Here is a 24,307-nt window from a genome sequence, read left to right as displayed (position 1 = left end):
TGTGATCGGTACCAACAGTAGTGAACCCAACTCGCCGTACGCCCGCTGCGCGTGCACAATGAAACCCATGCCTGCTTCGAATCCGATCGCTGCCTGGAAGTCACTCAAGGAAGGCAACCAACGGTTCGTCTCCGGAGAGGTCCTGCACCCGTCGCAGGGCATCGAGGATCGTGCTCGGCTCGAGAGTGCGCAGCATCCCGGTGCCATCCTCTTCGGCTGCGCCGACTCGCGTGTTGCCGCAGAAATCATCTTCGATCAGGGCCTCGGCGACATGTTCGTCGTTCGCACCGCCGGTCATGTCGTGGACTCCGCAGTCCTGGGTTCCATCGAGTACGGCGTCGCGGTTCTGAAGGCGCCGCTGATCGTGGTGCTCGGCCACGACCACTGTGGCGCAGTCCAGGCGACCGTCGACGCCCTCGAAAGTGGAGACGTCCCCGGTGGCTACATCCGCGACGTCGTCGAGCGCGTCACGCCGTCGGTGCTCTCGGCCCGACGTGACGGTCACGAGGCCGTCGACGAGTTCGAGGCACGGCACGTCCAAGAGACCGGCAATCTGCTGATGCAGCGTTCCCGCATCGTCGCCGAGAAGGTCGAGGCCGGGGAACTCGCGATCGTCGGCCTCACCTACCAGCTCTCGAAGGGGCACGCGCAGTTGCGTGAGGTCATCGGCGACATCGGCGAACAGCCCGCCTGACTCGTTCCCGAGCCCGCGCGAGCGAGGCGTTCGCGCGACACGCCGCGTGGGCTCAGGGATAGGTTGCCTCGGGCCGCATACGGTTGATTCGTGTTGGAACCGACCGGGCCTTTGCCTCCCGAAATCTACTGGCGACGCCGCGCGCTCGCCATCGGTGCGGCCGTTGTCGTCCTCGGATTGATCGTATGGTTCATCGCCTCGCTCAGCGGCGGTTCCGACGACACCGAGGCCGCTCCCGCCGGGGTCGTGGCGGCTCCGGCTACAACCTCGGCTCTGCCGTCGCCGAGCTCGTCCGCCACCGAAGGTGGCTCGGGTGGCTCGGGTGGTTCCGGTGGCTCAGGTGGTTCCGGCGGCTCGGGTGGCGGAACGGACTCCGCTGCCGGTGGTGGCGCAGCTGCGACCACCAGCGGTGCCCCGGCCCCCGTCATTGCCAATCAGTGCCCGGACCAGTCACTCGCGATCAAGGTGACGCCGGAGCAGGCCACCTACCGTCTGGGCGAAGAGCCCGTGTTCACCGTGGTCATCACCAACATCGGCTCCACCGAATGCCAGCGTGACGTCGGTGCCGGGTTGCAGCAGGCACTCGTCTACACCCTCGACAATCAGCGCATCTGGTCCAACATCGACTGCTTCCCCAACGCCGCATCGGATCTGCGCACCTTCAAGCCCGGCGAACAGGCCGGCTTCACCGTCAAGTGGTCCGGCACCAATTCGGTTCCCGGATGCGGCGAAGAGCGCATCCCGGTCGGTGTCGGTGCTTACCAGGCGATCGCCCAGCTCGGTGAACTCAAGAGCGCGCCGGAGCCGTTCAACATCACCGGCTGAGTACGGTCGAATGTCATGACCACTTCGACAGCTCTCGCCCGCTCCGCCTACAAGACGTTCGAACCCTTTCACGTCACCGCGTACTTCAACCCCGAACTGGGTGCGGCATACGAGGACACCGGCCTCGACGGTCACGCCTGGTACGTCGGGGCTCGGGCGGCCCCGATGGGACCGTGCGCGCCGAGTGTCGTCGCTGCTGCGTTCTACAACTTCAATCCGGTCCTGATCGAGCGTGCGTGGCCTGCCGCGGTTGCTGTCGGCCTGGAGACGGTGTCCGATCGCCGATGGACCTTGCTCGACTCCGTTCTCGGAACGGCTCTCGGCTCCTTGGCGGCCGACCCTGCTCTGGCCACGTTGGCGGGCCGTCTGGGCGACATCGGCGACACCGCCTCGTTCGCGGGACGACCGCTCGCGGCCGCATGGCACTCCGCCGCTCGACCCGAGACGCCGCATCTCGCCCTGTGGCACTCGATCACCGTCCTTCGCGAATGGCGCGGCGACGGACACCTCGCCGCTTTGATCGACGCAGAACTCGACCCGACGGAAGCCGCCGTCTTCCACGAGGCCGACCGCACGACCCCGCAGCCCGGCCGTCGGGCGCTCGGCAAGCGCATCACGCAGCTGACCAGGCAGTGGTCCGAGAGCGAATGGGGTTCTGCTGCAGAACGACTCGCAACGCGCGGACTGCTCACCATCTCGGCCGAGGGCGAGACGTTGACCGACAGCGGCGTCGAGCTCGATCAGCACATCGAGGATCGCACCGACATCATGGCGTCGGCCGTGTGGAAGAACGTTTCGGACGCCGAGCAGTTGATCACCAGTGCCCGGCCGTACGTGAAGGCCGTCATCGACGCCGGCTTCCTGCCGGGGACGAAGAAGAAGGCGTCCTAGTCGTACGGCCCCGAGATCGAGGCCTCGGCCAGTCTGGACAGGCCTTCGCGGATGTGGCGGGCCCACAGGCCACCGATGCCGTCGACCGACTGCAGGTCGGCGGCGGTGGCCGCGAGCAGACCCTGCAGTGTGCCGAATGCGCCGACGAGTCGATGAATCTGGCTGAACTGCAACCTCGGGACTCGGGTGAGTACCCGATACCCGCGGGGGCTCATCGGGGTGTCGAGGGCTTCGATGGTCGCGGGATAGCCGAAGGCTCGGGCCAGCGTCGTCAGATCCAGCAGATCGACGTCGGTCAGTTTGTCGAGCGCGGCGAGTGCCTTCTCGACCCCGGTGGTGCTCGACGGTTCGTTGCCGGCGAGGTAGTCACGGACGATCAGTTGGCGATCGACGTCGTTGTCGCCCAACAGCTCCTCGAGTTGAAGTGCGAGCTGACGGCCGTCGGTACCGAGTTCGAGGACGTTCTGTTCGATTTCCACCGACACTCGGCGCACCATCTCGAGCCGCTGCGCGACGGTCAGGGCGTCACGCAGGGTCACGAAGTCCTCGATCTCGACCACCGAGAGTTGGCGCGTGTTGTCGTCGAGCCGGGCTTTGTAGCGTTCGAGCGTGGCGACGGCCTGATTGGCGCGCGAGAGGATGGTGGCCGAGCCTTCGACGACGTGCCTGATCCCGCCGATGTAGACGCTGACGATGCTCATCGACTGGCTCACCGAGACGACGGGATAGCCGGTCTGCATGGCGGTTCGCTCGGCGGCGCGGTGCCGGGTGCCGGATTCGACGGTGGGAATCTCGTGGTCGGGCACGAGCTGTACATTGGCGCGAACGATGCGCATGCCGTCGGTCGAAAGCACTACTGCGCCATCCATTTTCGACAACTCGCGCAGCCTGGTCGGCGCGAATTCCACGTCGAGCTCGAAGCCGCCGTCGCAGATCGCCTCGACTTCCGCGTCGTAGCCGAGGACGATCAGACCGCCGGTTCGGCCGCGGAGAATGCGCTCCAGACCGTCGCGCAGAGCGGTTCCCGGTGCGAGCCGGGCGATGGTCTCGCGCAACGCCGGGGACGGCGTGGTGCCCTCCATGGCCAACCCCCTCGTGTCATGGCAGCGGCATGGGCTCGTGCTGCGAATACTTCCGGTGCGAACAAAGAGTACTGCGCTGCTGTGTGCGCGCAGTCAGACGAAGAATACTGCCCGGTGTCATACGGGCCGCATACGCGTGTAGGTCAACGCTTCCCCGACGTTGGTGACGGTCTTGACCTTGATCCCGTCCGGTAGGGGGCCGGCGTCCTCGGGGACGATGGCGTAGTTGAAGCCCAACCGCGCGGCCTCGGCGAGACGGCGACCGAGCCCGCCCACGCGGCGCACCTCGCCGGCCAGACCCACCTCGCCCAGAATCACCATGCCTGCGGGCAGCGGTTGATCCCGGACCGCCGATGCGACCGCCGCAGCAAGAGCGAGGTCGGCGGACGGTTCGCTGGTGCGCATCCCACCGACCGTCGCCGCGTAGACCTCCGCCTTGGACACCTTCACCCCGCACCGTCGTTCGAGGACGGCCAGGATCATCGCCACCCGGGCGTGATCGAGCCCGCTGACCGCGCGCCGGGGTGACGGCATCGCGGTGTCGACGATCAGTGCCTGCAACTCGGCCAGCAGCGGCCGCTTGCCGTCCATGGTGACGGTGACCGCCGTTCCGGGGACGGCATCGTTTCGGTGGTGCAGAAACAATCCGGATGGATCGCTGATACCGACGATCCCGGTCTCCCGCAACTCGAAACAGCCGACCTCGTCGGATGCACCGAACCGATTCTTGACGCCTCGGATCATCCGCAGGGTGGAGTGCTTGTCACCTTCGAAGTTGAGCACCACGTCGACGAGATGCTCCAGCGACCGTGGACCTGCCACTGCACCGTCCTTGGTGACGTGCCCGACCAGCAGTACTGCCACCCCGGTGGTCTTGGCCAGTGTGGTCAGCGCGCTCGTGATCGCGCGAACCTGGGTGACCCCGCCGATGACGCCGTCGACGTCCGCGGCGAGCATGGTCTGCACCGAATCGACGATCAGCAGGCTCGGCTTGACCTGTTCCACATGGCCGAACACCGTGGCGAGGTCGGACTCGGCGGCGAGAAAGACGCGCTCGTGCACCGCGCCGGTGCGGTCGGCACGCAACCGCACCTGCCCCGCCGACTCCTCGCCCGTGACGTAGAGCGCGCGACGATCCGGTGCCGAGCGGGCCCACCGATGCACCACCTCGAGCAGCAGCGTCGACTTGCCGACGCCGGGTTCGCCGGCGAGCAGGACGACCGAGCCGGGGACGAGACCGCCACCGAGAACACGATCGAACTCGTCGATGCCGGTGGTGTTGGCCTGCGAGGTGGCGCTGCTGATGGTCGTGAGAGCCGCGGCGGGCGTCGTGGGAATCATGGCCCCGCCGCCCGAACGCAGTGCCGATGCGCCTGCGCGGGTGGCAAGGGGAGCGGCTGTGGCCTGAACCTCGTCCATCGAGCCCCAGTTACCGCATTCGGGACAGCGGCCCACCCATTTGGAGACGGAATGATGACACGCTGAGCAGCGATAGCTCGACTTCAGTTTGACCACTATCGGAGCCTAACGATCGGCACCGACAGGGTGGGGCCGGCGGCTACTCGCCTTCGCTGTGCTCGGATACTGCGTCTTCGGAGCGCTCGAGCTCGTAACCGGCATCGACCGGAACATTCACGACGACCTCACCCGCGTTGGCGAACTCGAACGTGACCGGCAGGGTGAGGCCGGGGCGGACGTTCTCGGAGATGTCGGCCATCTCGACCTTGATCAGCTGGATCGGCAGCAGCGGATCGTCGAGCTGAACGTCGGCGGGCGAACCTGCGCCGAGCGCGGTCAGCGGAGCGATCTCGGTGCTGCCGGGCTCCGTCTCCTCCACGATGGTGACCTGGGCCTCCGGGGAGGAAATGCCGGTCAGCTCGTCGGCAACGGCCGGGCTGGAATTGATGGCGGTGAAGCCCAGCTCGACGGTGCCGCCGGGTTCGATGCTGTATTCCTCGGAGGTGGGATACACCACGTGCACGTTGCGAAGCTGGATGTCTCCGACGTCGACGGAGTTGCCGTTGACCGCGGCGACCTGAGTGGCCGTCTGGGAGATCTGACCTGCGCCGCACGCGGTGAGGGCGAATGCGCCACCGGCGAGAAGAGCGAGGGCGGCGGCCGTCCTGCGATGGCGGCCAAGCGGTGTCGCAGCGTCGATTGCAGTCACTTCGGTCGTCCTCCATGTGGTGCCGGGCCGGCTCGGTCCATCTCGTCCACTAGGCAGAGTAGTAGTTCTCGTCCATCGACCGCTCGTGGGGTCCGCCGGCGGCCCGATGACGCCAGGTGAGGGTGCCTGTCAGGACGTAAGCATGAGGAACGACCCGGGTGAAAATGTGGTCCCGGATACACGCCGATCCGTCTGTGTCAACCCCTGATTCGGTGCCGCTATGCCCCTGACCTGCACCGTTGATATGAGCCGTGGTATTCTTGATAAATCGAAAGGGGCACTTGTCACATGATTTTCAAGGTCGGAGACACCGTCGTTTACCCCCATCACGGAGCGGCGCTGATCGAAGCGATAGAGACACGCACCATCAAGGGTGAACCGAGAGAGTATCTGGTTCTCAAGGTCGCGCAAGGCGACCTCACCGTTCGAGTTCCCGCGGACAATGCAGAGTACGTAGGCGTTCGCGACGTCGTCGGGCAAGAAGGCCTCGACAAAGTCTTTCAGGTGCTCCGTGCGCCGCACACCGAAGAGCCCACCAACTGGTCGCGCCGCTACAAGGCCAACCTGGAGAAGCTCGCGTCCGGTGATGTGAACAAGGTTGCCGAGGTCGTCCGCGATCTCTGGCGACGTGAGCAGGACCGTGGACTGTCGGCAGGCGAGAAGCGCATGCTCGCCAAGGCGCGGCAGATTCTGGTAGGCGAGCTCGCACTCGCCGAAGGAACCGATCAGGCCAAGGCAGACACCATGCTCGACGAAGTTCTCGCAACAGCTTCCTAGAGTGAACGGTACTGCCGGCGACGTGGTCGCCCTGGTACCCGCTGCAGGCAAAGGCCTTCGGCTCGGATACGACGAGCCGAAGGCATTCGTCTGTCTGGGTACCGACTCTCTCCTGACGCGGTCCGTCGACGGTCTCCGGGCCTCGGGTGCCGTCGATCGCATCGTCGTCATCGTGCCCGCCGAGCTGCTCGACGCGGCCCGTGGTCATGTGAGCGACGACGTCACCGTGGTGGCCGGTGGGCTCGAGCGCACCGATTCGGTGCGCGCCGGTCTCGCCGCCGTCGGTGACGCCGCCGTCGTGCTCGTCCACGACGCCGCCCGCGCCCTCACCCCGCCGACGCTGATCGCCCGCGTCGTGGCCGAAGTGCGTGCCGGACGCTCCGCCGTCATCCCGGTGCTCCCGGTCGTCGACACCATCAAGGAAGTCGACATCATGGGCGCAGTGGTCGGTACCCCGGACCGTGCGAGTCTGCGCTCGGTGCAGACCCCGCAGGGCTTCGACGCCCACGTGCTGCGCCGTGCATACGATGCGGCCACGGACAGCTCGACCGACGACGCGGGTCTGGTCGAGCGCATCGGCGAGACGGTGCACACCATCGTCGGCGACGCCCTCGCATTCAAGATCACCACGCCACACGATCTACTACTGGCACAGGCCCTGCTGTGAGAGGCGCGCTATGAGAGTCGGCATCGGCACCGACGTCCATCCCATCGCCCCTGGTCGGCCTTGTTGGCTGGCCGGTTTGCTGTTTGCGGACGCGGACGGACTCGACGGGCATTCCGACGGTGACGTCGCCTCGCACGCCCTGTGCGACGCGCTGCTGTCCGCGGCCGGACTGGGCGATCTCGGATCGGTGTTCGGGACCGGTCGTCCGGAATGGGACGGGGTCAGCGGAGCTGCCATGTTGACCGAGGTCAAGCGTCTGCTCGACGCGGACGGTTTCGCGATCGGGAACGCCGCGGTGCAGATCATCGGCAACAGGCCCAAGATCGGTCCACGCCGCGTCGAGGCCCAGGAAGTTCTGTCGCGGGTGCTCGGCGCGCCGGTATCAGTGTCTGCGACCACCACCGACGGGCTCGGGCTGACCGGTCGGGGTGAAGGAATCGCGGCCATCGCGACCGCACTTGTCATGACGAGGTAAAACCACCGGTAGCATTGCTGGTCGTGACCCTTCACCTACACGACACCGAGACGAGGGCCCTGCGGGAATTCACCCCCTTGGTCCCTGGCCATGCATCGGTGTACCTGTGTGGGGCGACGGTGCAGGGCGAACCTCATATCGGCCACGTGCGCAGCGGCGTCGCCTTCGACGTACTGCGCCGTTGGTTGCTGGCGCACGATTACGACGTCGCCTTCGTTCGCAACGTCACGGACATCGACGACAAGATCCTCAACAAGGCGCGTGACGCCGGCCGTCCGTGGTGGGAGTGGGCTGCGACCTACGAGCGCTCCTTCACCTGGGCGTACGACCGCCTCGGGGTGCTCCCGCCGTCCGCGGAGCCGCGGGCGACAGGGCACATCACCCAGATGGTCCAGATGATCGAGCGTCTGATCGAACGAGGCCACGCCTACGCCGATGCGGGCGGGGACGTCTACTTCGACGTGCAGAGCTTCCCGAGTTACGGCGCACTGTCCGGGCACAAGCTCGACGACGTGCACCAGGGCGAGAGTGTCGCCGAGGGCAAGCGTGACCCGCGCGACTTCACGCTGTGGAAGGGCGCGAAGCCCGACGAGCCGTCGTGGCCGACGCCGTGGGGCCCCGGCCGTCCGGGTTGGCACCTCGAGTGCTCGGCGATGGCGGAGAACTACCTCGGTTCGGATTTCGACATCCACTGCGGCGGTTTGGATCTGGTGTTCCCGCATCACGAGAACGAGCGCGCGCAGTCCATGGCGGCCGGAGACGGCTTCTCGCGGTACTGGCTGCACAACGGGTGGGTGACGATGGGCGGCGAGAAGATGTCGAAGTCTCTCGGCAATGTCCTGTCGGTACCCAATGTGCTCAAAAAGGTTCGGCCGCAGGAACTTCGGTTCTACCTCGGTGGCGCGCACTATCGGTCGATGCTCGAGTACTCCGATACTGCGCTCGAGACCGCGGCCGTGACGTATCGGGGAATCGAAGGATTCGTGCGCCGGGCCGTCGAACGCGCCGGTGACGTACCGATCGGCAAGTGGACCGCCGGATTCGCCGAGGCTCTCGACGATGACCTCGGAGTTCCCAAAGCGCTGGCCGAGATCCACGCCACCGTCACCCTCGGCAACACCGCCCTCGAGTCCGGTGACCTACCGGCAGCGGTGGAGCATGCGGGCAGTGTGCGGGCGATGCTCGACATCCTCGGTGTCGACCCCCTCGATCCGCACTGGTCGAGCGACAGTGGTTCGGACGCAGCAGCTCTCGGTGCCCTCGGCGTTCTGGTCGGGGCCGAGTTGGAGCGTCGAGCAACGGCGAAGGCGACCAAGGACTGGGCCGCCGCAGACGAGATACGGACGAGACTGGCCGAGGCCGGAGTCGACGTGACAGATACACCCAACGGGCCCGAATGGTCGCTGGGTACGAGTAAGACCGACGAAGCAGGTTTGTGATGGCAGGGAATTCGAGTAGGCGCGGCGCGATCCGCAAGGACGGCACCAAGAAGGGGCAGGTCGCCGGATCCGGTGGCAAGCGTCGGAAGGGCCTCGAGGGCCGTGGCGCGACGCCTCCCGCCTCCGAGCGCACCAAGCATCCCGCCGCGCGTCGGGCCAAGCTCGCCGAGAAGTCCGCACAGAATCGCGGCGGCCCCACGGGTGGCCGCGCGGGTGGACGACCGGCCGGGCGCAAGGCCGAAGACGGTCCCGAGGTGGTGCTCGGTCGCAACCCGGTCGTCGAGTGCCTGCGTGCAGGCGTTCCGGCCACCGCGCTGTGGGTCGCGGTCGGTACCGACAGCGACGATCGACTCAAGGAAGCCGTGCAGCGTGCAGGCGATGCGCGGATCTCCATCCTCGAAGTGCCTCGCTCGGATCTGGACAAGCTCAGCGCCAACGGACTGCACCAGGGCCTTGCCCTGCAGGTGCCGCCGTACCGTTACGCGCATCCCGACGATCTGATCTCGAACGCGCGCACGCATCAGGAGCCGGCTCTGCTCGTGGCGCTCGACAACATCACCGACCCACGCAACCTCGGTGCCGTCGTACGTTCGGTGGCTGCCTTCGGTGGCCATGGCGTCGTGATCCCGCAGCGTCGTAGTGCGAGTGTGTCCGCGGTGGCATGGCGCACCAGTGCCGGTGCTGCCGCCCGCCTGCCCATCGCGCGCGCAGTGAATCTGACTCGCACACTGAAGGATTGGCAGTCCAAGGGTGTCACGGTGGTCGGCCTCGACGCGGGCGGCGACACCGATCTCGACACCTTCGACGGTCAGGGTCCGGTCGTGATCGTGGTCGGCTCCGAGGGCAAGGGGCTGTCGCGTCTGGTCAGCGAGACGTGCGATCACATCCTGTCGATCCCGATGGCCGGGCCGGTGGAATCCCTCAACGCATCCGTCGCGGCAGGCGTTGTGCTGGCCGACATCGCGCGGCAGCGCCGAGGCTGACGCCCGAACCTCACACCCTTTCTGTGAGCCGCACACCCCTGCTATCGCTTGAACGGGTGGGCGAGGTCGAGAAAAAGGGTGTGAGGTTGTGTGGGGTGGGAATCAACCGATAGCGCGGAAACGTATCTGCGTTCCCGGCGTCAACTGCGCGGCGGCGGACACGTCATCCGCGGTGACAACGGCGATCACCGGATAACCACCCGTGACGGGATGGTCGGCGAGAAACAGTACCGGCTGGCCGGACGGCGGAACCTGTAGCGAACCGAGAACCATTCCTTCGCTGGACAATTCGTCGTCGATTGCGCGGGTCAAGGGTTCGGCACCGTCCAGCCTGATCCCGACGCGATCCGAATCCTGCGTGACTGTCCACGGCTGCTCGAGCAGTAGCGATCGTGCGCGTTCGGTGAACCAGTTCTCGCGCGGGCCGAACGTGATGCGCAGTGTGTCCCTAAGCGATCGTGGTGGCGCGAAATCGGCTGCGGGCCATGCAGCACTGTTGTTGCCGACGGTGAGCACGGAGCCGGGGGAGAGCGCCGCCGGTCCGAGACCGGACAGCGTGTCCGTCGAGCGACTGCCGAGGACGGCGGGCGCGTCGATCCCACCCCGTACGGCGAGGTAGCTGCGCAGACCCCAGGTCGGCGCGGACAATTCCAGTTCCTGCCCGGCGCGTAGCGTCAGCGTCGAATGCAGTCCCTGCTCCGTGCCATCGATGCGGCAGGTCACGTGCGCCCCGGTGACTGCGACGACGGCGTCGAACTCGGCGCGTAGCGTCAGGCCACCGAAGGTCACTTCGAGTGTCGCGGCGTCGGAGTTGTTGCCCACCAGTCTGTTCGCGACATCGTGTGAGTGCCGGTCCGCGGCACCCGAGTGTCCGACGCCCAACGACGCATACCCCGGACGACCGCGATCCTGGACGGTGCACAGCGGCCCCGGCTGCAGGATGGTGAGTGCTTTCATGCGCGCTCGAATCGAACGGCGGTGCCGGGCCGTAGCAGTGCGGGTGGATCGCGGTCGAGATCCCACAATTGCGCGTCGGTGCGCCCGATGAGCTGCCAGCCGCCAGGGGAGGAGCGTGGGTAGATGCCCGAGAACTCGCCAGCCAACCCCACCGAACCGGCCGGAACGCTGGTGCGCGGCGAGGTACGCCGCGGCACGTGCAGGCGGTCGTCGGTGCCGACGAGGTAGCCGAAGCCGGGGGCGAAGCCGCCGAATGCGACGGTCCACGCCTGGTCGGTATGTGCGGCAACCACTTCGGTGGTGGACAGGCCGGTCAGGCGGGCTACCTCGTCGAGGTCTTCGCCGTCGTAGACCACCGAGATCGTGACGGTGTCGGACCGGTGGTCGGTCGTGGTGACTGCGGGTTCGGTGGCCGAGATCCAGTCCAGTACCCGCTGCCGTGACCCGTCGAACATCACCAGGACCGTGCGCGCGGCGGGAATCAGATCGAAGACGCCGGCCGGTGTGTTCAGTGAAAGCGCGCGGTAGTACGCCATCGTCTCGTCCAGCCCGGCGAACTCGACCAGAACTGCATTCTCGCCCGCCGGAAGAATGTGCATCAGACGAAGGCTGTCACGTCGATACCGTTGGTGCGCAGCAGCTTCGACACGGCGCTGGCCATCACGACTGCGCCGGGGGAGTCACCGTGGAGGCAGATCGACTCGGCCGCAACGTCGATGCGCGAGCCGTCGACCGCCAGGGCGGTGCCGTCGGTGATCATGGTCAGTACGCGCTCGGCGACGGCGTCGGGATCGGACAGCACGGCACCCGGCTCCGAGCGAGGGACCAGCGTTCCCTGTGGGGTGTACCCACGGTCGGCGAAAGCCTCGGTGACAGTGCGAAGCCCGGCACGGTCCGCTTCCTCGAGGAACACCGAACCGGGGAGTCCGAGAACCGGCAGCGTGGGGTCGTAGGCGAGAACGGCGTCGACCACGGCCCTGGCCTGCTCGCGGTGGTGCACGATCGCGTTGTACAGCGCCCCATGGGGTTTGACGTAGGCAATCGCAGAGCCGGCCACCTGAGCGAGCGCGTCGAGCGCGCCCATCTGGTAGATCACATCGGCGGTGAGGTCGGTGGAGGAGACGTCGAGGAAGCGTCGGCCGAATCCAGCAAGGTCGTGATACCCCACCTGCGCACCGATCCGCACGGCTGCGTTCGCGGCCGAGCGGCACGTACGGAGCAGAGTGGTGGGATCACCGGCATGGAAGCCGCACGCAACGTTGGCGCTCGAGACGAGGGCGAGCATGGCGTCGTCGTCCCCGAGAGTCCACGCGCCGTAGCTTTCGCCGAGATCGGCGTTGAGGTCGATGGACACCCTCGACATCCTAGGCGGCGACGAGCCGTCCGGAGTTCGCCTTGCGGGTTGCCCCGATGCCGCGGCAGACGAGATAGATGACGAAGGAGATGGTGGTGACGAACGTCGAGACCGGGAGGCCAGGAGCGAGGGAGAGCAGGATGCCTCCGACGGCGGCGATTTCGGCGAACAGGATGGACAGCAACGTCGCCTTGAGCGGGCTTGCGGTGACCCGCGCGGCGGCAGCGGCCGGGGTGATGAGCAGCGAGAGCACCAGCAGGGCTCCGACGATCTGCACGCCGAGCGCGCACGCGACACCGACGAGTACGGCGAACACGACCGAGAGTGCACGCACGGGGACGCCGCGGGCCAACGCCACCTCGGGGTCGGTGCTGGCGAACAGCAGCGGTCGGTAGACCACGGTGAGCACGATCAGTACCAACACGGCGCACACCAGCAGCAGCTGGATTCCGCTTTGCCCGACGCCGACGATCTGACCGATGAGCAGCGAGAAGCTGGTGCCGGTTCGGCCGGGGTAGAGCCAGATGAACAGCACCGACAGGCCGAGGCCGAAGGACATGATGACGCCGATGACGGAGTCACGGTCGCGGGCCTTGCTTCCGAGCAGCGCGAACATCACCGCCGCAACGACGGATCCGACGATGGCACCGAGGCCTACGGTGATGCCGACGAGCAGTGCTGCGGACGCGCCGGTAAGTGAGAGTTCACTCGATCCGTGCACGGCGAACGCCCACTGGCGGCTGACGATCAGCGGGCCGAGTGCGCCGGCGAGCAATCCGAGGATCGCGGCGGCGAGCAGGGCCTGCTGGACGAAATCGTAGGTCAGCAGGTTGGCGGTGGTGTCGAAGTCGAGCATCTTCGAGAATGCGTCGAGAACCTTCTCGTTCATGCCTTGTCTTCTCTGTCGTGCGGTACGGGTGGGTGGTGTGCACCGGCCGAGCCGAGCGCGTCGATGGAGTCGCCGGTTCCGACGACGATGAGCCGTCCGCGCACTTTCAGTACCTCGACCTCGGTGCCGTAGAGCTCGGAGAGGACCTCGGTGGTCATGACGTCAGCGGGAGTGCCGATGCGGAACCGGCCGTCGACGATGTAGACGATGCGATCGACGAGCGGGAGGATCGGGTTGATCTCGTGCGTCACGAACAGCACTGCCGTCCCGTGCTCCCGCCGTCGGCGATCGATCAGGCTCGAGACCAGGGACTGGTTGGCAAGATCGAGGCTGAGCAGGGGCTCGTCGCACAGAAGAACCGACGGATCGCCGACGAGTGCCTGGGCGATGCGCAGCCGCTGCTGCTCACCGCCGGACATCGAGCCCACGGGCGCGCCCGCGAAGGAATTGGCGTCGACCTGATCGATCGCGCGCTGCACCGTTTCCTTGCGCTGCCGGATGCCACGTAGGCCCATGCCCCATCGATGGCCGTCCCAGCCCAGTCCGACGAGATCGCGTCCACGCAGGGGCAGATCGTCGTCGATGTTGCGTTGCTGGGGCACGTAGCCGACGCCCGACTGGCCGCGACGGACGGGATTGCCGTCGATCGCGGCCGTGCCGGACGTGAGGTGATTCTGGCCGAGCAACACCTTGAGCAGAGACGTCTTGCCCGACCCGTTGGGGCCGAGAACGGCGACGAATTCGCCCTTCTCGACTGTCAGGTCCAAGTTCTGCCACAGCGTGCGCTCACCGAACGCCAGTCCGGCGTCGCGCAGTTCTACAGCAGGCATGTACTACAGCTTTCCATCACCGCGGATCGGGTCAGGAGGCGGTGGTGAGAGCGGCCTGCAGATCGGTCGCAGCCTTGGTCTGCCACTCGATGTACGTCATGCCTGCGGGGAGCGTTTCGGTGACCTCGACGACGGGAATGCCCGCGGCCTCGCTGGTGGAGCGGATGTCCTGGGTGACCGCATCCTCGGTCTGAATGTTGTAGACCAGCGCGCGAACGGACTTGGAAGTGAACAGATCGCGGGTCGCGGCGATCGACGCGGGCGACGGGTCGTTGCCCTCCTCGATCGCGTCCTTGAAGTCCTCGGGAGTGCGGTCGTCGAGTTCGGACTCCTCGATGAGGTAGTGCGCGATCGGCTCCGTCTGTGCCACCGGTGCATCGGGGAAGTCCGCGGCGATCTTCGCCGTCACGTCGGTGATGCCGTGCACCTGCTCGTGGAAGGTCTCGGCGTTGGCGGTGTACTGCGCGGCGTTGTCGGGGTCGAGCTGACCGAGCTTGTCGGCGATCTCCTCGGCCGTGTGCGCTGCCACCTCGGCGTTGTACCAGACGTGCTCGTTGACCTCGCCGTGCGAATGGCCGTCACCGTCCGTTGCTTCTGCTTCCGGCGTCGCTTCGTCGGAGGTGGGCTCGGAATCATGATCGTGGCTCTCGTCGAGCAGGGCGTAGGCGTCGACCGACGGTACGTCCTGGCCCTCGGAGCCGAGGATGTCCTCGATGAACTGGTCGTAGCCGCCACCGTTGAAGACCACGAGCGACGCCTCGGCGACGGCAGCCGCGTCGGCCGGGCTCGCCTCGTAGGAGTGCGGGTCGGCGGAGGGATCGGAGATGATCGACGTCACTGTTGCCAGGTCGCCTGCAACCGCCTCGGCGACGCTTCCCCAGACATTCGTGGAGGCGACGATCGTGATCGGTCCGTCGACGGCGGTGGCCGGTGCGGACTCGGTGCTCGCGGATTCGGTGGAGCTGCACGCGCTGAGCGTGAGAGCTGCGGCGCAGGTCAGGCCCAGTGCAGCCGTGAGCTTGGTCCGGGACGCGCGATGGATGGACGACATCGATGTACTCCTGTGAGCGGAACTTGACGCTAATGGAAACCGTTACCGTTGTACTCTAGCGTGCAGCGGGGTCGCGGATCGAATCGGACGAAACGCGACCTCGACTTTCTCTGCGGTGCGTAGTGGGACTAACGTCCCGGTTATGGCCAGGTCAAGCGAACCGCGACGTCAGGCGACGTTGGCGTCGATCGCAGCCGAGCTCAAGGTATCGCGCACCACCGTCTCGAACGCCTACAACCGACCCGATCAGCTCTCCCCGGAACTCCGTGAACGCGTCCTCCAGGCCGCCAAGCGCCGCGGATACGCCGGCCCCGATCCGGTTGCCCGATCACTGCGCACCCGCAAGGCCGGGGCGATCGGATTGCTTCTCACCGAAGCTCTGAGCTACTCCTTCCGCGACCCCGCCGCGATGAGCTTTCTCGCCGGACTCGCCGAGTCCTGCGAAGCCGCGGGGCAGGGCCTACTGCTCATCCCCGCCGGAGCCGAACGCGACGACGTCCAAGCCGCCGCCGTCGTCCAACAAGCCGGAGTCGACGGATTCGTCGTCTACTCCGTCGCCGACGACGACCCGTACCTCGCTGCGGTGCGTGAACGTCACCTTCCGATCGTCGTCTGCGATCAACCACGCAACATTCCCGAGGCTGCTCTCGTCGCCATCGACGATCGCGGCGCGATGAAAATGCTTGCCGCACATCTTATCTCGCAGGGGCACGAACACCTTGCCGTGCTGTGCATGCGCCTCGGACGTGACCGGCGCGATGGCGTCGTACCCCCGGGGCGGCTGGCGGACAGTCACTTCCACGTCCAACGCGAACGTATCGCCGGAGTCCAAGCGGCCATGATCGACGCGGGGCTCGACCCCGACATCCTCACCGTCGTGGAACGCTTCGACCACACCGTTCGCTCCGGGCACTCCGCCGCCGCCCAGGCACTCCAGGCCAACCGCGAAACCACCGCGCTGCTCTGCACCACCGACGTCATCGCCCTCGGCGCACTCAACTTCGCCCGAGTCTCCGGAATCGATGTGCCGAGCCAACTCTCGGTCACCGGATTCGACGGCATCTCCGACGCCATTCGCGAGAACCTCACCACCGTGCGCCAGGACGCCGAGGAAAAAGGTCGTCGAGCAGGCAAACTGGTGCTCTCGTCCTCGCACTCGGGAATCGTCGCCGCCGAAACCCTGCCGACCGAACTCTTCCGCGGCCGAACCGCAGGACCGCCGCCGAAACAGCCGCCCGCTATCGCCTGACCTTTGCCGTCGCCCGCTCGCCCGCAGGTTCACCCCCGTCCGCGTCAATGGACCATTGCACGGTTCAGACGTATGCAAGGTGACACTCACGCAGCAGACCCCGGTGGGTCAATGGACCACTGCACGGGGCAGACGTGTGCAGTGGTCCATTGACGCCGAGCGGGGGTGGCGGGGCAGGGGTGGGGTGCGAGCGGGGGTCAGGCAGGCTGGGCGCTGAGCAATCTCGCGCAACGCAGTAGACCGAGGTGACTGTAGGCCTGCGGATGGTTGCCGAGCGAGCGTTCGGCGATGGGGTCGTATTCCTCACTGAGCAGTCCGGTGGGGCCTGCGGCACTGACGAGTTGAGCGAACAGTGCTTCGGCTTCTGCGCGCTGCCCCACCAACAGGTATGCCTCGACGAGCCAGGCGGCGCAGAGGTGGAAGCCGCCTTCGCCGCCGGGGAGACCGTCGTCGTGGCGGTAGCGGTACACGGTCGATCCGCTGCGCAGTTCGGCCTCGGTGGCGGTGACGGTGGCCGCGAAACGTGGGTCTGTCGGCTCGATCAGTCCGGAGAGGCCGATGAACAGCGTCGCGGCGTCGAGATCCGTGCCGTCGTACGCGGCGGTGAAGGACTGCACTTCCTCGTTCCATCCGTTGGCGAGTACTTCCTCGCGGATGGTCTCGCGTAAAGATGCCCAGCCGGGTTCTGTTGTGCGACCGAAGGATTCGGCCAGTCGAATGGCGCGATCGACGGTGATCCAGCCCATCACCTTGGAGTAGACGTGGTGACGGGGATTGTCGCGGATTTCCCAGATGCCGTGGTCGGGCTCGAACCAGCGACGCTCGACGGCTTCGACCATGGCGCGGACGAGTTCCCAATCGTCGTCGGAGAGGCCGTGGTCCGATCCTGCGGCCTTGCGGGCATGGGCGAGAGCGGACACCAGTTCGACGATGGGACCGAAGACATCGAGCTGAACCTGTTGATTGGCAGCATTTCCCACGCGCACCGGACGCGAGCCGGCGTAGCCGGGCAGTTCGTCGATGACGGCCTCGGGCGGAAGTCCGAGACCCCAGATTGTGTAGAGCGGGTGCAGACGCTCGGGGCCCGATACCGATTCCAGTACACCGTGAATCCACGACAGGTAGTTCTCGGCCTCGGCAGTCGATCCGACGTCGACGAGTGCGGCTGCGGTGAGTGCGGCGTCGCGCAGCCAGCAGTAGCGGTAATCCCAGTTACGCACTCCGCCGATGTCTTCGGGCAGGGAGGTGGTTGCTGCGGCCATGATCGAACCGGATTCGGCGTGTACGAGCCCACGCAGGGTCAGGGCCGAGCGCTTCATCAGATCGCGCTTGAGCGGAGGCAGGTCCAGGCCGTCGGCCCAGTCCTTCCAGTACGCCTCCGAGGCGCGGCGACGCTCCACCTCCTCCCATGGGTGTTCGGTCAGATCGTCTGTGCCGAGGCGTAATTCGAGCACGATCGGCCCATCGGACGGATCGATCTCGGCGTGTGCGGTCTGCTGAGACCCGTCGGAGACGATGTTCCAGGTGACGCCGGGGCTGCGCAGCACCATCGGATCTGCGGTACCGAGAACGCGCAGGCCGTCGGCGTCGGGTTCCAGTGAGGCCCAGGCCTTTCCGAATTCCGGACGCGGCGCGAAGGTCACCACGGCGGTGGCTTTGCCGGTGATGACGCGCGTCAACGCGGTCTGGCCCTGGCCGATGTCGTGCGGCAGATAGTCGGTGACCTGAAGGCTGGCCCACTTGGTCTGCACCGTCATCGTGCCGTCCACGTACTGCTGGCTCAGTGGCAACGACGCTCGGGTGGGTCCGACGCTGAAGTGGCCCGCCTGATCGCCGCCGAGCAGGTGCGCGAACACGGCTGCGGAATCGGGTTCGGGGTGGCAGAGCCACGTGACGTCGGCGTCGGGGGTCAGCAGCGCAACGGCATTGGGGCTGGCCAGCATCGTCAGTCGCTCGATGCGCGGGGCGTCGGCTCCCGAAAGCCACTGCCGACGCTCTTCCAGCAGGAACGCCAGTGCGAGTGCGACCTGCTCGGTGCTGTCGATGCGGAACTCCGCGAGGGTGTCGCCCGGTCCGATCTTGACGCCGATGTCCGGACCGTGCAGGCGCCCGAAGGCCTTCTCGTCGGTGACGTCGTCGCCGAAAAAGACTGCGGCAGTAGCTGCTTCCTGGTGGCGAAGAATGTCGAGGGCAACGCCCTTGTCGGTCACGATGACGGCCAACTCGATCACCGACTTGCCTTCGGTGACCTGCACACCGTCCCGGGCCGCAGCGCCGGATCGCACGGCGGCGAGCGCTTCGTCACCGGCAGCGGTCTCGGCGTTGCGCACGTGCAGCGCGACGCTGGCCGGCTTGGTTTCGACACTCACGCCGGGATGGGCGTCGGCGATGGCCTGCAGTTCTCCGGTGATGAGAGTGAGGAGCTTCTTGGCGTCCTCGTCGATGGCGTTGATGAATCCGGCGTCGAACTCACTGCCGTGGCTGCCCACCAGCTGCACCTCGGACGGCAGCCGAGAGAGTATCGCGAGATCCCTGAGTGCACGTCCGGAGATGACGGCAGCGTTGGTACCGGCCAGTGAGGCCAGCCCGCGCATGGCGCTGACGGACTCGGGGTGGGGGAAGGCCTTCTGCGGGTCGGAGACGATCGGTGCCATGGTGCCGTCGTAATCGGATGCGACGAGCAGGCGCGGAGTCCGAGCTACTCCAACGAGCGCGCGGCGAAGTTCGAGCGGCAATTCGAGAGCAGTCACCCGTCGAATCTAGGCGATGAACCCCGCCTCGGTGTAGCTGGCTTTGTGCGCTCGGTGTATCACTGCTGGTCGGGCACCAGACCGGGCGACGGCGTCACACCCGAGGCCGCCGACATCGACGCGGCGGATTTGGTGACGATGGCCAACATGGCTCGCTGGGCGGCCTCGGCGTCGCCGGATTGGATGGACGACGCGACGACGCCGTGCAGACGGATGGCCTCCGGGTCGGCCTGTCTCGACATCAGGGCGTGGCGGGTTCGGCCGGCGAGAACCTCGACCACGATGTCGGACATGGACCGCAACATCGGATTGCCCGACGCGGCGAGCAAGGTGCGATGGAAATTGCAGTCGTGGGCGAGGTAGGCGTCGGAGTCGGCTGCTCTCGACGTCGACGACATTCCGATGACGGCGGCCGTCAACGCACCGCATTGCTCCGGTGTTGCTCGATGCGCGGCGAGTTTGGCCGCCAACGGCTCGATGCCCGAACGTAGTTCGCTGAGCAGCAGTAGTTGTTCGGCGCGCGCAGGCCCTGCGAGTTGCCAGCGGATGACCACCGGATCGAGGGAGTTCCAGTTCTGCGAGCCCTGCACGGTGATTCCCACGCGCCGACGCACGGTGAGCAACCCCAGCGATTCCAGGACACGAACCACTTCTCGCACGACGGTTCGCGACACGGTGAATCGCACGGCGACGTCGTCGGCCGAGATTCGGGTTCCGCTCGGAATCGCGCCGCTGACGATGTCGCGCCCGAGTTCGTCGAGCACCGAATCGTGCAGTTGGCGGAAGTCGTTGGTCTCGCTCATGTCCGATCGATCGTCCCACGGGTTGCCCGGTTTCTCGCGTCTGTCCGATCCAGGCGGGCGCAATGGAGCAGTATCGAGGGATGGCATCACAGACGACAGGCAGAGCGCATCATCCGGTTCTCGTGGTGATGGGAGTGTCCGGATCGGGCAAGTCGACGGTGGCGGGAATTCTCGCCGGCGCGTTGAAATGGGACCTGCAGGAGGGCGACGACCTGCATCCGGAGGCCAACGTGGCAAAGATGGCGGCCGGTCAGCCGCTGACCGACGAGGACAGGTGGCCGTGGCTCGACGTGATCGCGGAATGGATCACCGACCACACCACGACGGGCCGGTCGGGGATCGTGACGTGCTCGGCGCTCAAGCGGACGTATCGGGACGTGCTGGCCGCGGGGTCGAGGGAGGGGTCGGAGGTGATCTTCGTGCATCTGGCCGGAACCAAGGATCGGATCAGCGGTCGGCTCAATGCTCGGATGGACCATTTCATGCCGTCCTCGCTGCTCGACACGCAGATCTCGACCCTCGAGCCGCTGGGTGAGGACGAGAACTCCATCGTCGTCGACATCGGTCCGCCGCCGACCAAGATCGCCGAGCACATTCTGCTCGAACTCGAGAAGCGCGCGGGAATGTCGGAGAGTCACTGACTACCGGATCGTGACCGCGATGGGGGATCAATGTGACCTTCAGTCGGTCTGACTGGGGCAATGCGACATTCATTCGCCCCTGGGGCCGCAAACGGGGCGCAGGTCTGCTGACGGCTGCACTGAACGTGCATATTCCAAGCAAGCACGCTTGCTTTTAAGTACTACGAATGACCGAAAGGACTTGTAAAAGTATGACGAATGCGAGAAGGTGAGCTTGTTCACTTTTCAGTGAGGAGACAGCTCATGGTGCGAGGCGCACCCGCCAGGCCGGTTCAACTTCCCGTTCCCAACGCAGATGTCTGGGACTGGCAACTCGACGGCCTGTGTCGCGGATTGGACTCGTCCGTCTTCTTCCATCCCGAAGGTGAACGAGGTCGCGCCCGCACCTCGCGAGAGAAGTCCGCCAAGCAGGTCTGCGGCCGCTGCCCGGTACTCGAACAATGCCGCCGGCATGCACTCGAAGCGAACGAGCCCTACGGCGTGTGGGGCGGAATGTCTGCACACGATCGCGCCGACTTCTACCGCGGAGCCGTCCGAACCGCTTGATTCTGCGAGAGCACGTCGGCGCGGTGGCAGCGGGGATGATGGCAAATGCGCGCGCATTCGCCAGACGCGTTCACAATTGTCAACGCTCGCAAAGCGATTCCGCGCGCCTCTGACAAACGCGCGCGCGTGTGCGAAGGATGCTGGGCGACAATACTGGGCCGCAGCGAGGCGATCACAACGCGCAGGACTACTCGGCCTTACCTCGGCGCACTCGCTGTCGACACCGCTGTGACGCGCGGCCGATCGACATTCGCGCCCTGACCGTCGCAGCCTCCACCGAACTTGTCGGTGGCTTCGTGTTTCATGACGATCCATGAACAAGGTCCTGCGTGCGACGCTCGTCAGTGCGGTCGTCATCACCACCGTCATCGGAATCGCGTCCTTCGTGCTCAGTTTCGCGGCACTGTGGGATCTCGCCACGATGGCAGGCGTTCCGCGTTCGCTGTCGTGGCTGTGGCCGGTGATCGTCGACGGCACCATTCTGCAGGCCACGATCTCCGTCATTGCGCTCGCTCAATTCGAGGATCAACGCAGTGGTCGACGCTTCTTCTGGGGTGTGTTGATCACGGCAGCTCTGGTGAGTATCGGGGCAAATGCCATGCACGCCTTCATCTCCGACGCCGGCACGCTGCATCCCGCCCTGTCCGCGGCCATTGCCACTGTCGCCCCGGTGAGCCTGTTGGCCGCAACCCACGGACTCGGCATCCTCGTCCGGGTACCGGCTGAACTGCCGAAGACCGTCGACATCGCCGAAGAAGAACCCGTCACCGAAGAATCCGCCCCCGAAGAGGTGGCCATCGCGGTCCCGAGAGTCGAACCCGTGACACCTGCGCCCGAATTCCCCACCCCGGAGATTCCGGCACCCGCGCCGATCGAGCGCACCGAACCGGTCCGCATCGAACCGGTCCGCATCGAACAGCGCCCGCCCGAAAGCCCGGTCACCTCGGTGCGCACGGTCGAACCGCTCGACGAGGTGGATCGCTGGATTCTCGACGAGGAACGGGTGGACGATCTCTATCCCGTCGACGCACCGTGACGGCCGGTGGCACCATCGAAGGATGAGTTCACACTTGCCGAGATCCGTTGTTCCCGAGAAGCCGAAGCCGGGCCAGGAGTCCGTCTGGGATTACCCTCGACCACCCAAGCTCGAGTCCTCGAACCGTTCCCTCGTCGTTCGGCTCGGCGGCGAGGTGGTCGCCCGCACCACCGCCGCATATCGAGTGCTCGAGACGAGCCACCCACCGACCTGGTACATCTCTCCCGCAGACGTGGTTCCAGGTGCATTGACGCCCTCGGACGCCCGCTCGACGCACTGCGAGTGGAAGGGTGCTGCCACTTACTGGGACGTACACGGCGGAGATGCCGTCGCACCCGCAGCGGGTTGGAGCTACGAGAACCCCACTCCGCGTTTCGCCGAGATCGCCGGATACCTCGCCTTCTCGCCGAGTCGCCTCGACTGCGAGATCGACGGCGAAGCGGTCCGGCCCCAGGAAGGCGGGTTCTACGAGGGCTGGATCACCGACGACGTGGTGGGCCCGTTCAAAGGGATCCCGGGCTCCTACGGCTGGTGACACTCACCCGACGGGCAACTCGGCGCGCGTGATGATCTGAATCGAACTGCTCGCGCCCGGGTCGCTGCCGGTGACCAGCACGTCGCCGGTCCGCGGATCGACTGCAACCGAATTGGCCTGCGTCACCGTCGGGACATCGCCCAGGGTGCGCGGAGCAGCGGGATCGGACACGTCGACCACCCGCAGTACGTTCGACGCGGTCAGCGTCACGAACAGCAGCCGGCGTTCGGGATCCACGGCGAGCCCGTACGGGTTGCCGGGCGCATCGATCGATGCGATCTGACGAATGTCCCCGTCAGGGTCGACCGATGCGAGAAGAACCGTGCCGCCGTCGGTGTCGGCGAACCCGGCCACCGTCTGATTCACCGTCACCGCGTGCGTGAGCTTGACGCCGATCGGAGCCTGCGCCACCTCCTGCTGCGTCGCACCGTCGTAGACCCACACACCGTTGCCCTGCACATCTGCGACGGCAGCGAACGGGCCGAGAGCGGCGACACCACCGGGTTGGACGGGACCGGGCGGTAGTTCTCCCACCACCGACCCGTCGCGCAGGAATATCACTCCGCCGCCCATCTCGTTGGTGGCCACGATGGTGCCGTCGGAGGTCTGCACGGCGTCGTGGGGCTGACGCCCCACCCCGGTGGCGGTCGACAGAATCGCGCCGTCGGCGAGCGAGATCTCGAGCAGTTCGTCGCTGCCCTCGAGCGGAACCAACACCGGTCCGTCCGGCCCGGCGAGCGAGAGATGGCGCGGCGCACCCGTCGTCGGCACCATCTGCCGCACGACGCCGGTGGCCGCGTCGAACAGCACTACGCCGTCGGGCTCACGCACCCCGGCAGCAGCGATCCCGGACGTTCCGACCACGACACCCTCGGGTGCGCCCGGAAGTGGAACGACGGTGCCGATCGGGTCGGCCGAGTCCGGGGCCTGTGCGGGCTCGGCAGCGGGAGTCGTTGCGGGAGGGGGTGGTTCGGCAGGTGTTCCGGAGGAGCATCCGGCCGCCACCAGGAATGCGGCCGCAACTGCAACCAGGCGCGCCCTCATCGGCGGTACTGCTCGAAGTGCAGGGCATCGTCGAGTGGACGACGGGTGCGCCAGCCGAAGCGTTCCAGATCGGGTACCTCCTGGAACGATTCGACCGGGCCGACGCACAGCCAGGCGATCGGGCGGACCGGTGCGGGGATGTCGAGCAGTCCGGTGAGGTATTCCTCGTCGTAGAACGAGACCCAGCCGACGCCGACGTTCTCGGCTATCGCTGCGAGCCAGAGGTTTTCGATGGCGAGTACGGCGGAGAACAGTCCGGTGTCGTCGACGGTGTCGCGGCCGAGGACGTGCCGTCCTCCCCGGTCGGGATCGTAGGTGACGACTACGCCGGTTCCGCTCGTCTCGATCCCCTCGATGCGAATGGGGTCGAAGGTTTTTCGGCGTTCGTCGTCGAGCTTGTCCGCGAAGTCCCGACGGCAACCGGCCACATGCGCGGCGAACGCGCTCAGAGTGTCGGGTTTGCGGACCACCACGAAGTCCCAGGGCTGGGTGTTGCCGACGCTCGGGGCCTGATGTGCTGCGCCGAGGATGCGCCGCAGGGTCTCGTCGTCGACGACGGTTCCGTCGAACTCGGCGCGGACGTCGCGGCGAGATCGAATGGCCGCATATACCGACAGGGCTG

Annotated in this window: 26 protein-coding genes; 13 read left to right on the top strand and 13 right to left on the bottom strand. The window is 66.5% G+C overall.

What is annotated here, in order from left to right; all coding sequences use genetic code 11:
• Positions 1 to 67 precede the first annotated feature (67 nt).
• From MTX34_RS05165 to MTX34_RS05155, 3 genes are all read left to right on the top strand, one after another.
• The gene (locus MTX34_RS05165) at positions 68 to 694 is read left to right on the top strand and encodes a carbonic anhydrase (protein WP_243594650.1); all 627 of its coding nucleotides are present in this window, start codon (positions 68 to 70) and stop codon (positions 692 to 694) included.
• 90 nt (positions 695 to 784) lie between these two features.
• A complete protein-coding gene (locus MTX34_RS05160; protein ID WP_243608668.1) occupies positions 785 to 1,519 on the top strand; it encodes a hypothetical protein in 735 nt (244 codons plus the stop codon).
• A gap of 15 nt (positions 1,520 to 1,534) precedes the next feature.
• Entirely contained in the window at positions 1,535 to 2,410 is an 876-nt protein-coding gene (locus MTX34_RS05155; protein WP_243608667.1) for a hypothetical protein, read from the top strand.
• On the opposite strand, the gene disA is transcribed toward MTX34_RS05155, so the two are convergent.
• From disA to MTX34_RS05140, 3 genes are all read right to left on the bottom strand, one after another.
• Positions 2,407 to 3,492 (bottom strand): DNA integrity scanning diadenylate cyclase DisA, encoded by a 1,086-nt coding sequence (gene disA, locus MTX34_RS05150; RefSeq protein ID WP_243594647.1) that lies wholly within the window; start codon positions 3,490 to 3,492, stop codon positions 2,407 to 2,409. The genes MTX34_RS05155 and disA overlap by 4 nt on opposite strands.
• A gap of 117 nt (positions 3,493 to 3,609) precedes the next feature.
• On the bottom strand, positions 3,610 to 5,007 hold the full coding sequence (gene radA / locus MTX34_RS05145; RefSeq protein ID WP_243608666.1) for a DNA repair protein RadA: 1,398 nt from the start codon (positions 5,005 to 5,007) through the stop codon (positions 3,610 to 3,612).
• Between the two features lie 43 nt (positions 5,008 to 5,050).
• A complete protein-coding gene (locus MTX34_RS05140) occupies positions 5,051 to 5,659 on the bottom strand; it encodes a hypothetical protein (RefSeq protein ID WP_243608665.1) in 609 nt (202 codons plus the stop codon).
• A gap of 288 nt (positions 5,660 to 5,947) precedes the next feature.
• Between MTX34_RS05140 and MTX34_RS05135 the strand changes: the two genes are divergently transcribed.
• Genes MTX34_RS05135 through rlmB form a run of 5 tightly spaced genes read left to right on the top strand, consistent with a single transcriptional unit; the run spans position 5,948 to position 10,000 of the window.
• Complete coding sequence (locus tag MTX34_RS05135; protein WP_027494344.1) at positions 5,948 to 6,436, top strand: CarD family transcriptional regulator; 489 nt, start codon at positions 5,948 to 5,950, stop codon at positions 6,434 to 6,436.
• A gap of 1 nt (position 6,437) precedes the next feature.
• Positions 6,438 to 7,103: a 2-C-methyl-D-erythritol 4-phosphate cytidylyltransferase gene (gene ispD / locus MTX34_RS05130; RefSeq protein ID WP_243594644.1), complete on the top strand. Its 666-nt coding sequence runs from the start codon at positions 6,438 to 6,440 to the stop codon at positions 7,101 to 7,103.
• Positions 7,104 to 7,113: 10 nt separating this feature from the next.
• Positions 7,114 to 7,578 carry a 2-C-methyl-D-erythritol 2,4-cyclodiphosphate synthase gene (ispF, locus tag MTX34_RS05125; RefSeq protein ID WP_243594643.1) on the top strand — a complete coding sequence of 155 codons (465 nt, stop codon included), beginning with the start codon at positions 7,114 to 7,116 and terminating at the stop codon, positions 7,576 to 7,578.
• Positions 7,579 to 7,601: 23 nt separating this feature from the next.
• Complete coding sequence (gene cysS, locus MTX34_RS05120; protein ID WP_243594642.1) at positions 7,602 to 9,017, top strand: cysteine--tRNA ligase; 1,416 nt, start codon at positions 7,602 to 7,604, stop codon at positions 9,015 to 9,017.
• Positions 9,017 to 10,000 (top strand): 23S rRNA (guanosine(2251)-2'-O)-methyltransferase RlmB, encoded by a 984-nt coding sequence (rlmB, locus tag MTX34_RS05115; RefSeq protein ID WP_243594641.1) that lies wholly within the window; start codon positions 9,017 to 9,019, stop codon positions 9,998 to 10,000. The genes cysS and rlmB overlap by 1 nt, the downstream gene beginning before the upstream one ends.
• 102 nt (positions 10,001 to 10,102) lie before the next feature.
• Here rlmB and MTX34_RS05110 read toward each other — a convergent pair whose 3' ends face one another.
• The 6 genes from MTX34_RS05110 to MTX34_RS05085 are packed head-to-tail and all read right to left on the bottom strand — an operon-like array spanning position 10,103 to position 15,081.
• A complete protein-coding gene (locus tag MTX34_RS05110; RefSeq protein WP_243608664.1) occupies positions 10,103 to 10,957 on the bottom strand; it encodes a biotin-dependent carboxyltransferase family protein in 855 nt (284 codons plus the stop codon).
• Complete coding sequence (pxpB, locus tag MTX34_RS05105; protein ID WP_243608663.1) at positions 10,954 to 11,556, bottom strand: 5-oxoprolinase subunit PxpB; 603 nt, start codon at positions 11,554 to 11,556, stop codon at positions 10,954 to 10,956. Before pxpB ends, MTX34_RS05110 begins: the two co-directional genes overlap by 4 nt.
• Positions 11,556 to 12,320 carry a LamB/YcsF family protein gene (locus MTX34_RS05100; protein WP_243608662.1) on the bottom strand — a complete coding sequence of 255 codons (765 nt, stop codon included), beginning with the start codon at positions 12,318 to 12,320 and terminating at the stop codon, positions 11,556 to 11,558. Before MTX34_RS05100 ends, pxpB begins: the two co-directional genes overlap by 1 nt.
• A 1-nt stretch (position 12,321) precedes the next feature.
• Positions 12,322 to 13,200: a metal ABC transporter permease gene (locus tag MTX34_RS05095; protein WP_037195063.1), complete on the bottom strand. Its 879-nt coding sequence runs from the start codon at positions 13,198 to 13,200 to the stop codon at positions 12,322 to 12,324.
• Positions 13,197 to 14,030 carry a metal ABC transporter ATP-binding protein gene (locus MTX34_RS05090; protein ID WP_243594636.1) on the bottom strand — a complete coding sequence of 278 codons (834 nt, stop codon included), beginning with the start codon at positions 14,028 to 14,030 and terminating at the stop codon, positions 13,197 to 13,199. The genes MTX34_RS05095 and MTX34_RS05090 overlap by 4 nt, the downstream gene beginning before the upstream one ends.
• Before the next feature lie 31 nt (positions 14,031 to 14,061).
• Positions 14,062 to 15,081 (bottom strand): metal ABC transporter solute-binding protein, Zn/Mn family, encoded by a 1,020-nt coding sequence (locus tag MTX34_RS05085; RefSeq protein ID WP_243594635.1) that lies wholly within the window; start codon positions 15,079 to 15,081, stop codon positions 14,062 to 14,064.
• Positions 15,082 to 15,223: 142 nt separating this feature from the next.
• Between MTX34_RS05085 and MTX34_RS05080 the strand changes: the two genes are divergently transcribed.
• The gene (locus tag MTX34_RS05080) at positions 15,224 to 16,330 is read left to right on the top strand and encodes a LacI family DNA-binding transcriptional regulator (RefSeq protein WP_243594634.1); all 1,107 of its coding nucleotides are present in this window, start codon (positions 15,224 to 15,226) and stop codon (positions 16,328 to 16,330) included.
• A gap of 197 nt (positions 16,331 to 16,527) precedes the next feature.
• Here the strand turns inward: MTX34_RS05080 and otsB are convergent, their stop codons facing one another.
• Together otsB and MTX34_RS05070 are read right to left on the bottom strand one after the other, a co-directional pair.
• Complete coding sequence (gene otsB / locus MTX34_RS05075) at positions 16,528 to 19,080, bottom strand: trehalose-phosphatase (RefSeq protein ID WP_243608661.1); 2,553 nt, start codon at positions 19,078 to 19,080, stop codon at positions 16,528 to 16,530.
• Positions 19,081 to 19,139: 59 nt separating this feature from the next.
• The gene (locus MTX34_RS05070; RefSeq protein ID WP_243594632.1) at positions 19,140 to 19,883 is read right to left on the bottom strand and encodes a FadR/GntR family transcriptional regulator; all 744 of its coding nucleotides are present in this window, start codon (positions 19,881 to 19,883) and stop codon (positions 19,140 to 19,142) included.
• Between the two features lie 80 nt (positions 19,884 to 19,963).
• Between MTX34_RS05070 and MTX34_RS05065 the strand changes: the two genes are divergently transcribed.
• The 4 genes from MTX34_RS05065 (at position 19,964) to MTX34_RS05050 (ending at position 22,641) form a co-directional block, all read left to right on the top strand.
• Positions 19,964 to 20,524 carry a gluconokinase gene (locus tag MTX34_RS05065; protein WP_243594631.1) on the top strand — a complete coding sequence of 187 codons (561 nt, stop codon included), beginning with the start codon at positions 19,964 to 19,966 and terminating at the stop codon, positions 20,522 to 20,524.
• A 243-nt stretch (positions 20,525 to 20,767) separates the two neighbouring features.
• A complete protein-coding gene (locus MTX34_RS05060; RefSeq protein ID WP_243594630.1) occupies positions 20,768 to 21,070 on the top strand; it encodes a WhiB family transcriptional regulator in 303 nt (100 codons plus the stop codon).
• A 313-nt stretch (positions 21,071 to 21,383) separates the two neighbouring features.
• Complete coding sequence (locus MTX34_RS05055; protein ID WP_243608660.1) at positions 21,384 to 22,106, top strand: DUF2637 domain-containing protein; 723 nt, start codon at positions 21,384 to 21,386, stop codon at positions 22,104 to 22,106.
• 22 nt (positions 22,107 to 22,128) lie between these two features.
• Positions 22,129 to 22,641: a DUF427 domain-containing protein gene (locus MTX34_RS05050; protein ID WP_243594627.1), complete on the top strand. Its 513-nt coding sequence runs from the start codon at positions 22,129 to 22,131 to the stop codon at positions 22,639 to 22,641.
• Between the two features lie 3 nt (positions 22,642 to 22,644).
• Here the strand turns inward: MTX34_RS05050 and MTX34_RS05045 are convergent, their stop codons facing one another.
• Together MTX34_RS05045 and bluB are read right to left on the bottom strand one after the other, a co-directional pair.
• Entirely contained in the window at positions 22,645 to 23,685 is a 1,041-nt protein-coding gene (locus MTX34_RS05045; RefSeq protein ID WP_243608659.1) for a hypothetical protein, read from the bottom strand.
• Positions 23,682 to 24,302: a 5,6-dimethylbenzimidazole synthase gene (bluB, locus tag MTX34_RS05040; RefSeq protein WP_243608725.1), complete on the bottom strand. Its 621-nt coding sequence runs from the start codon at positions 24,300 to 24,302 to the stop codon at positions 23,682 to 23,684. The genes MTX34_RS05045 and bluB overlap by 4 nt, the downstream gene beginning before the upstream one ends.
• Between the last annotated feature and the right edge of the window lie 5 nt (positions 24,303 to 24,307).

The sequence above is a fragment of the Rhodococcus sp. ARC_M5 genome (assembly GCF_022810405.1).
Classification (GTDB): Bacteria; Actinomycetota; Actinomycetes; order Mycobacteriales; family Mycobacteriaceae; genus Rhodococcoides; species Rhodococcoides navarretei.
Note: the sequence above shows the minus strand (reverse complement) of the source record. Positions and strands in the feature narration are given on the sequence as shown.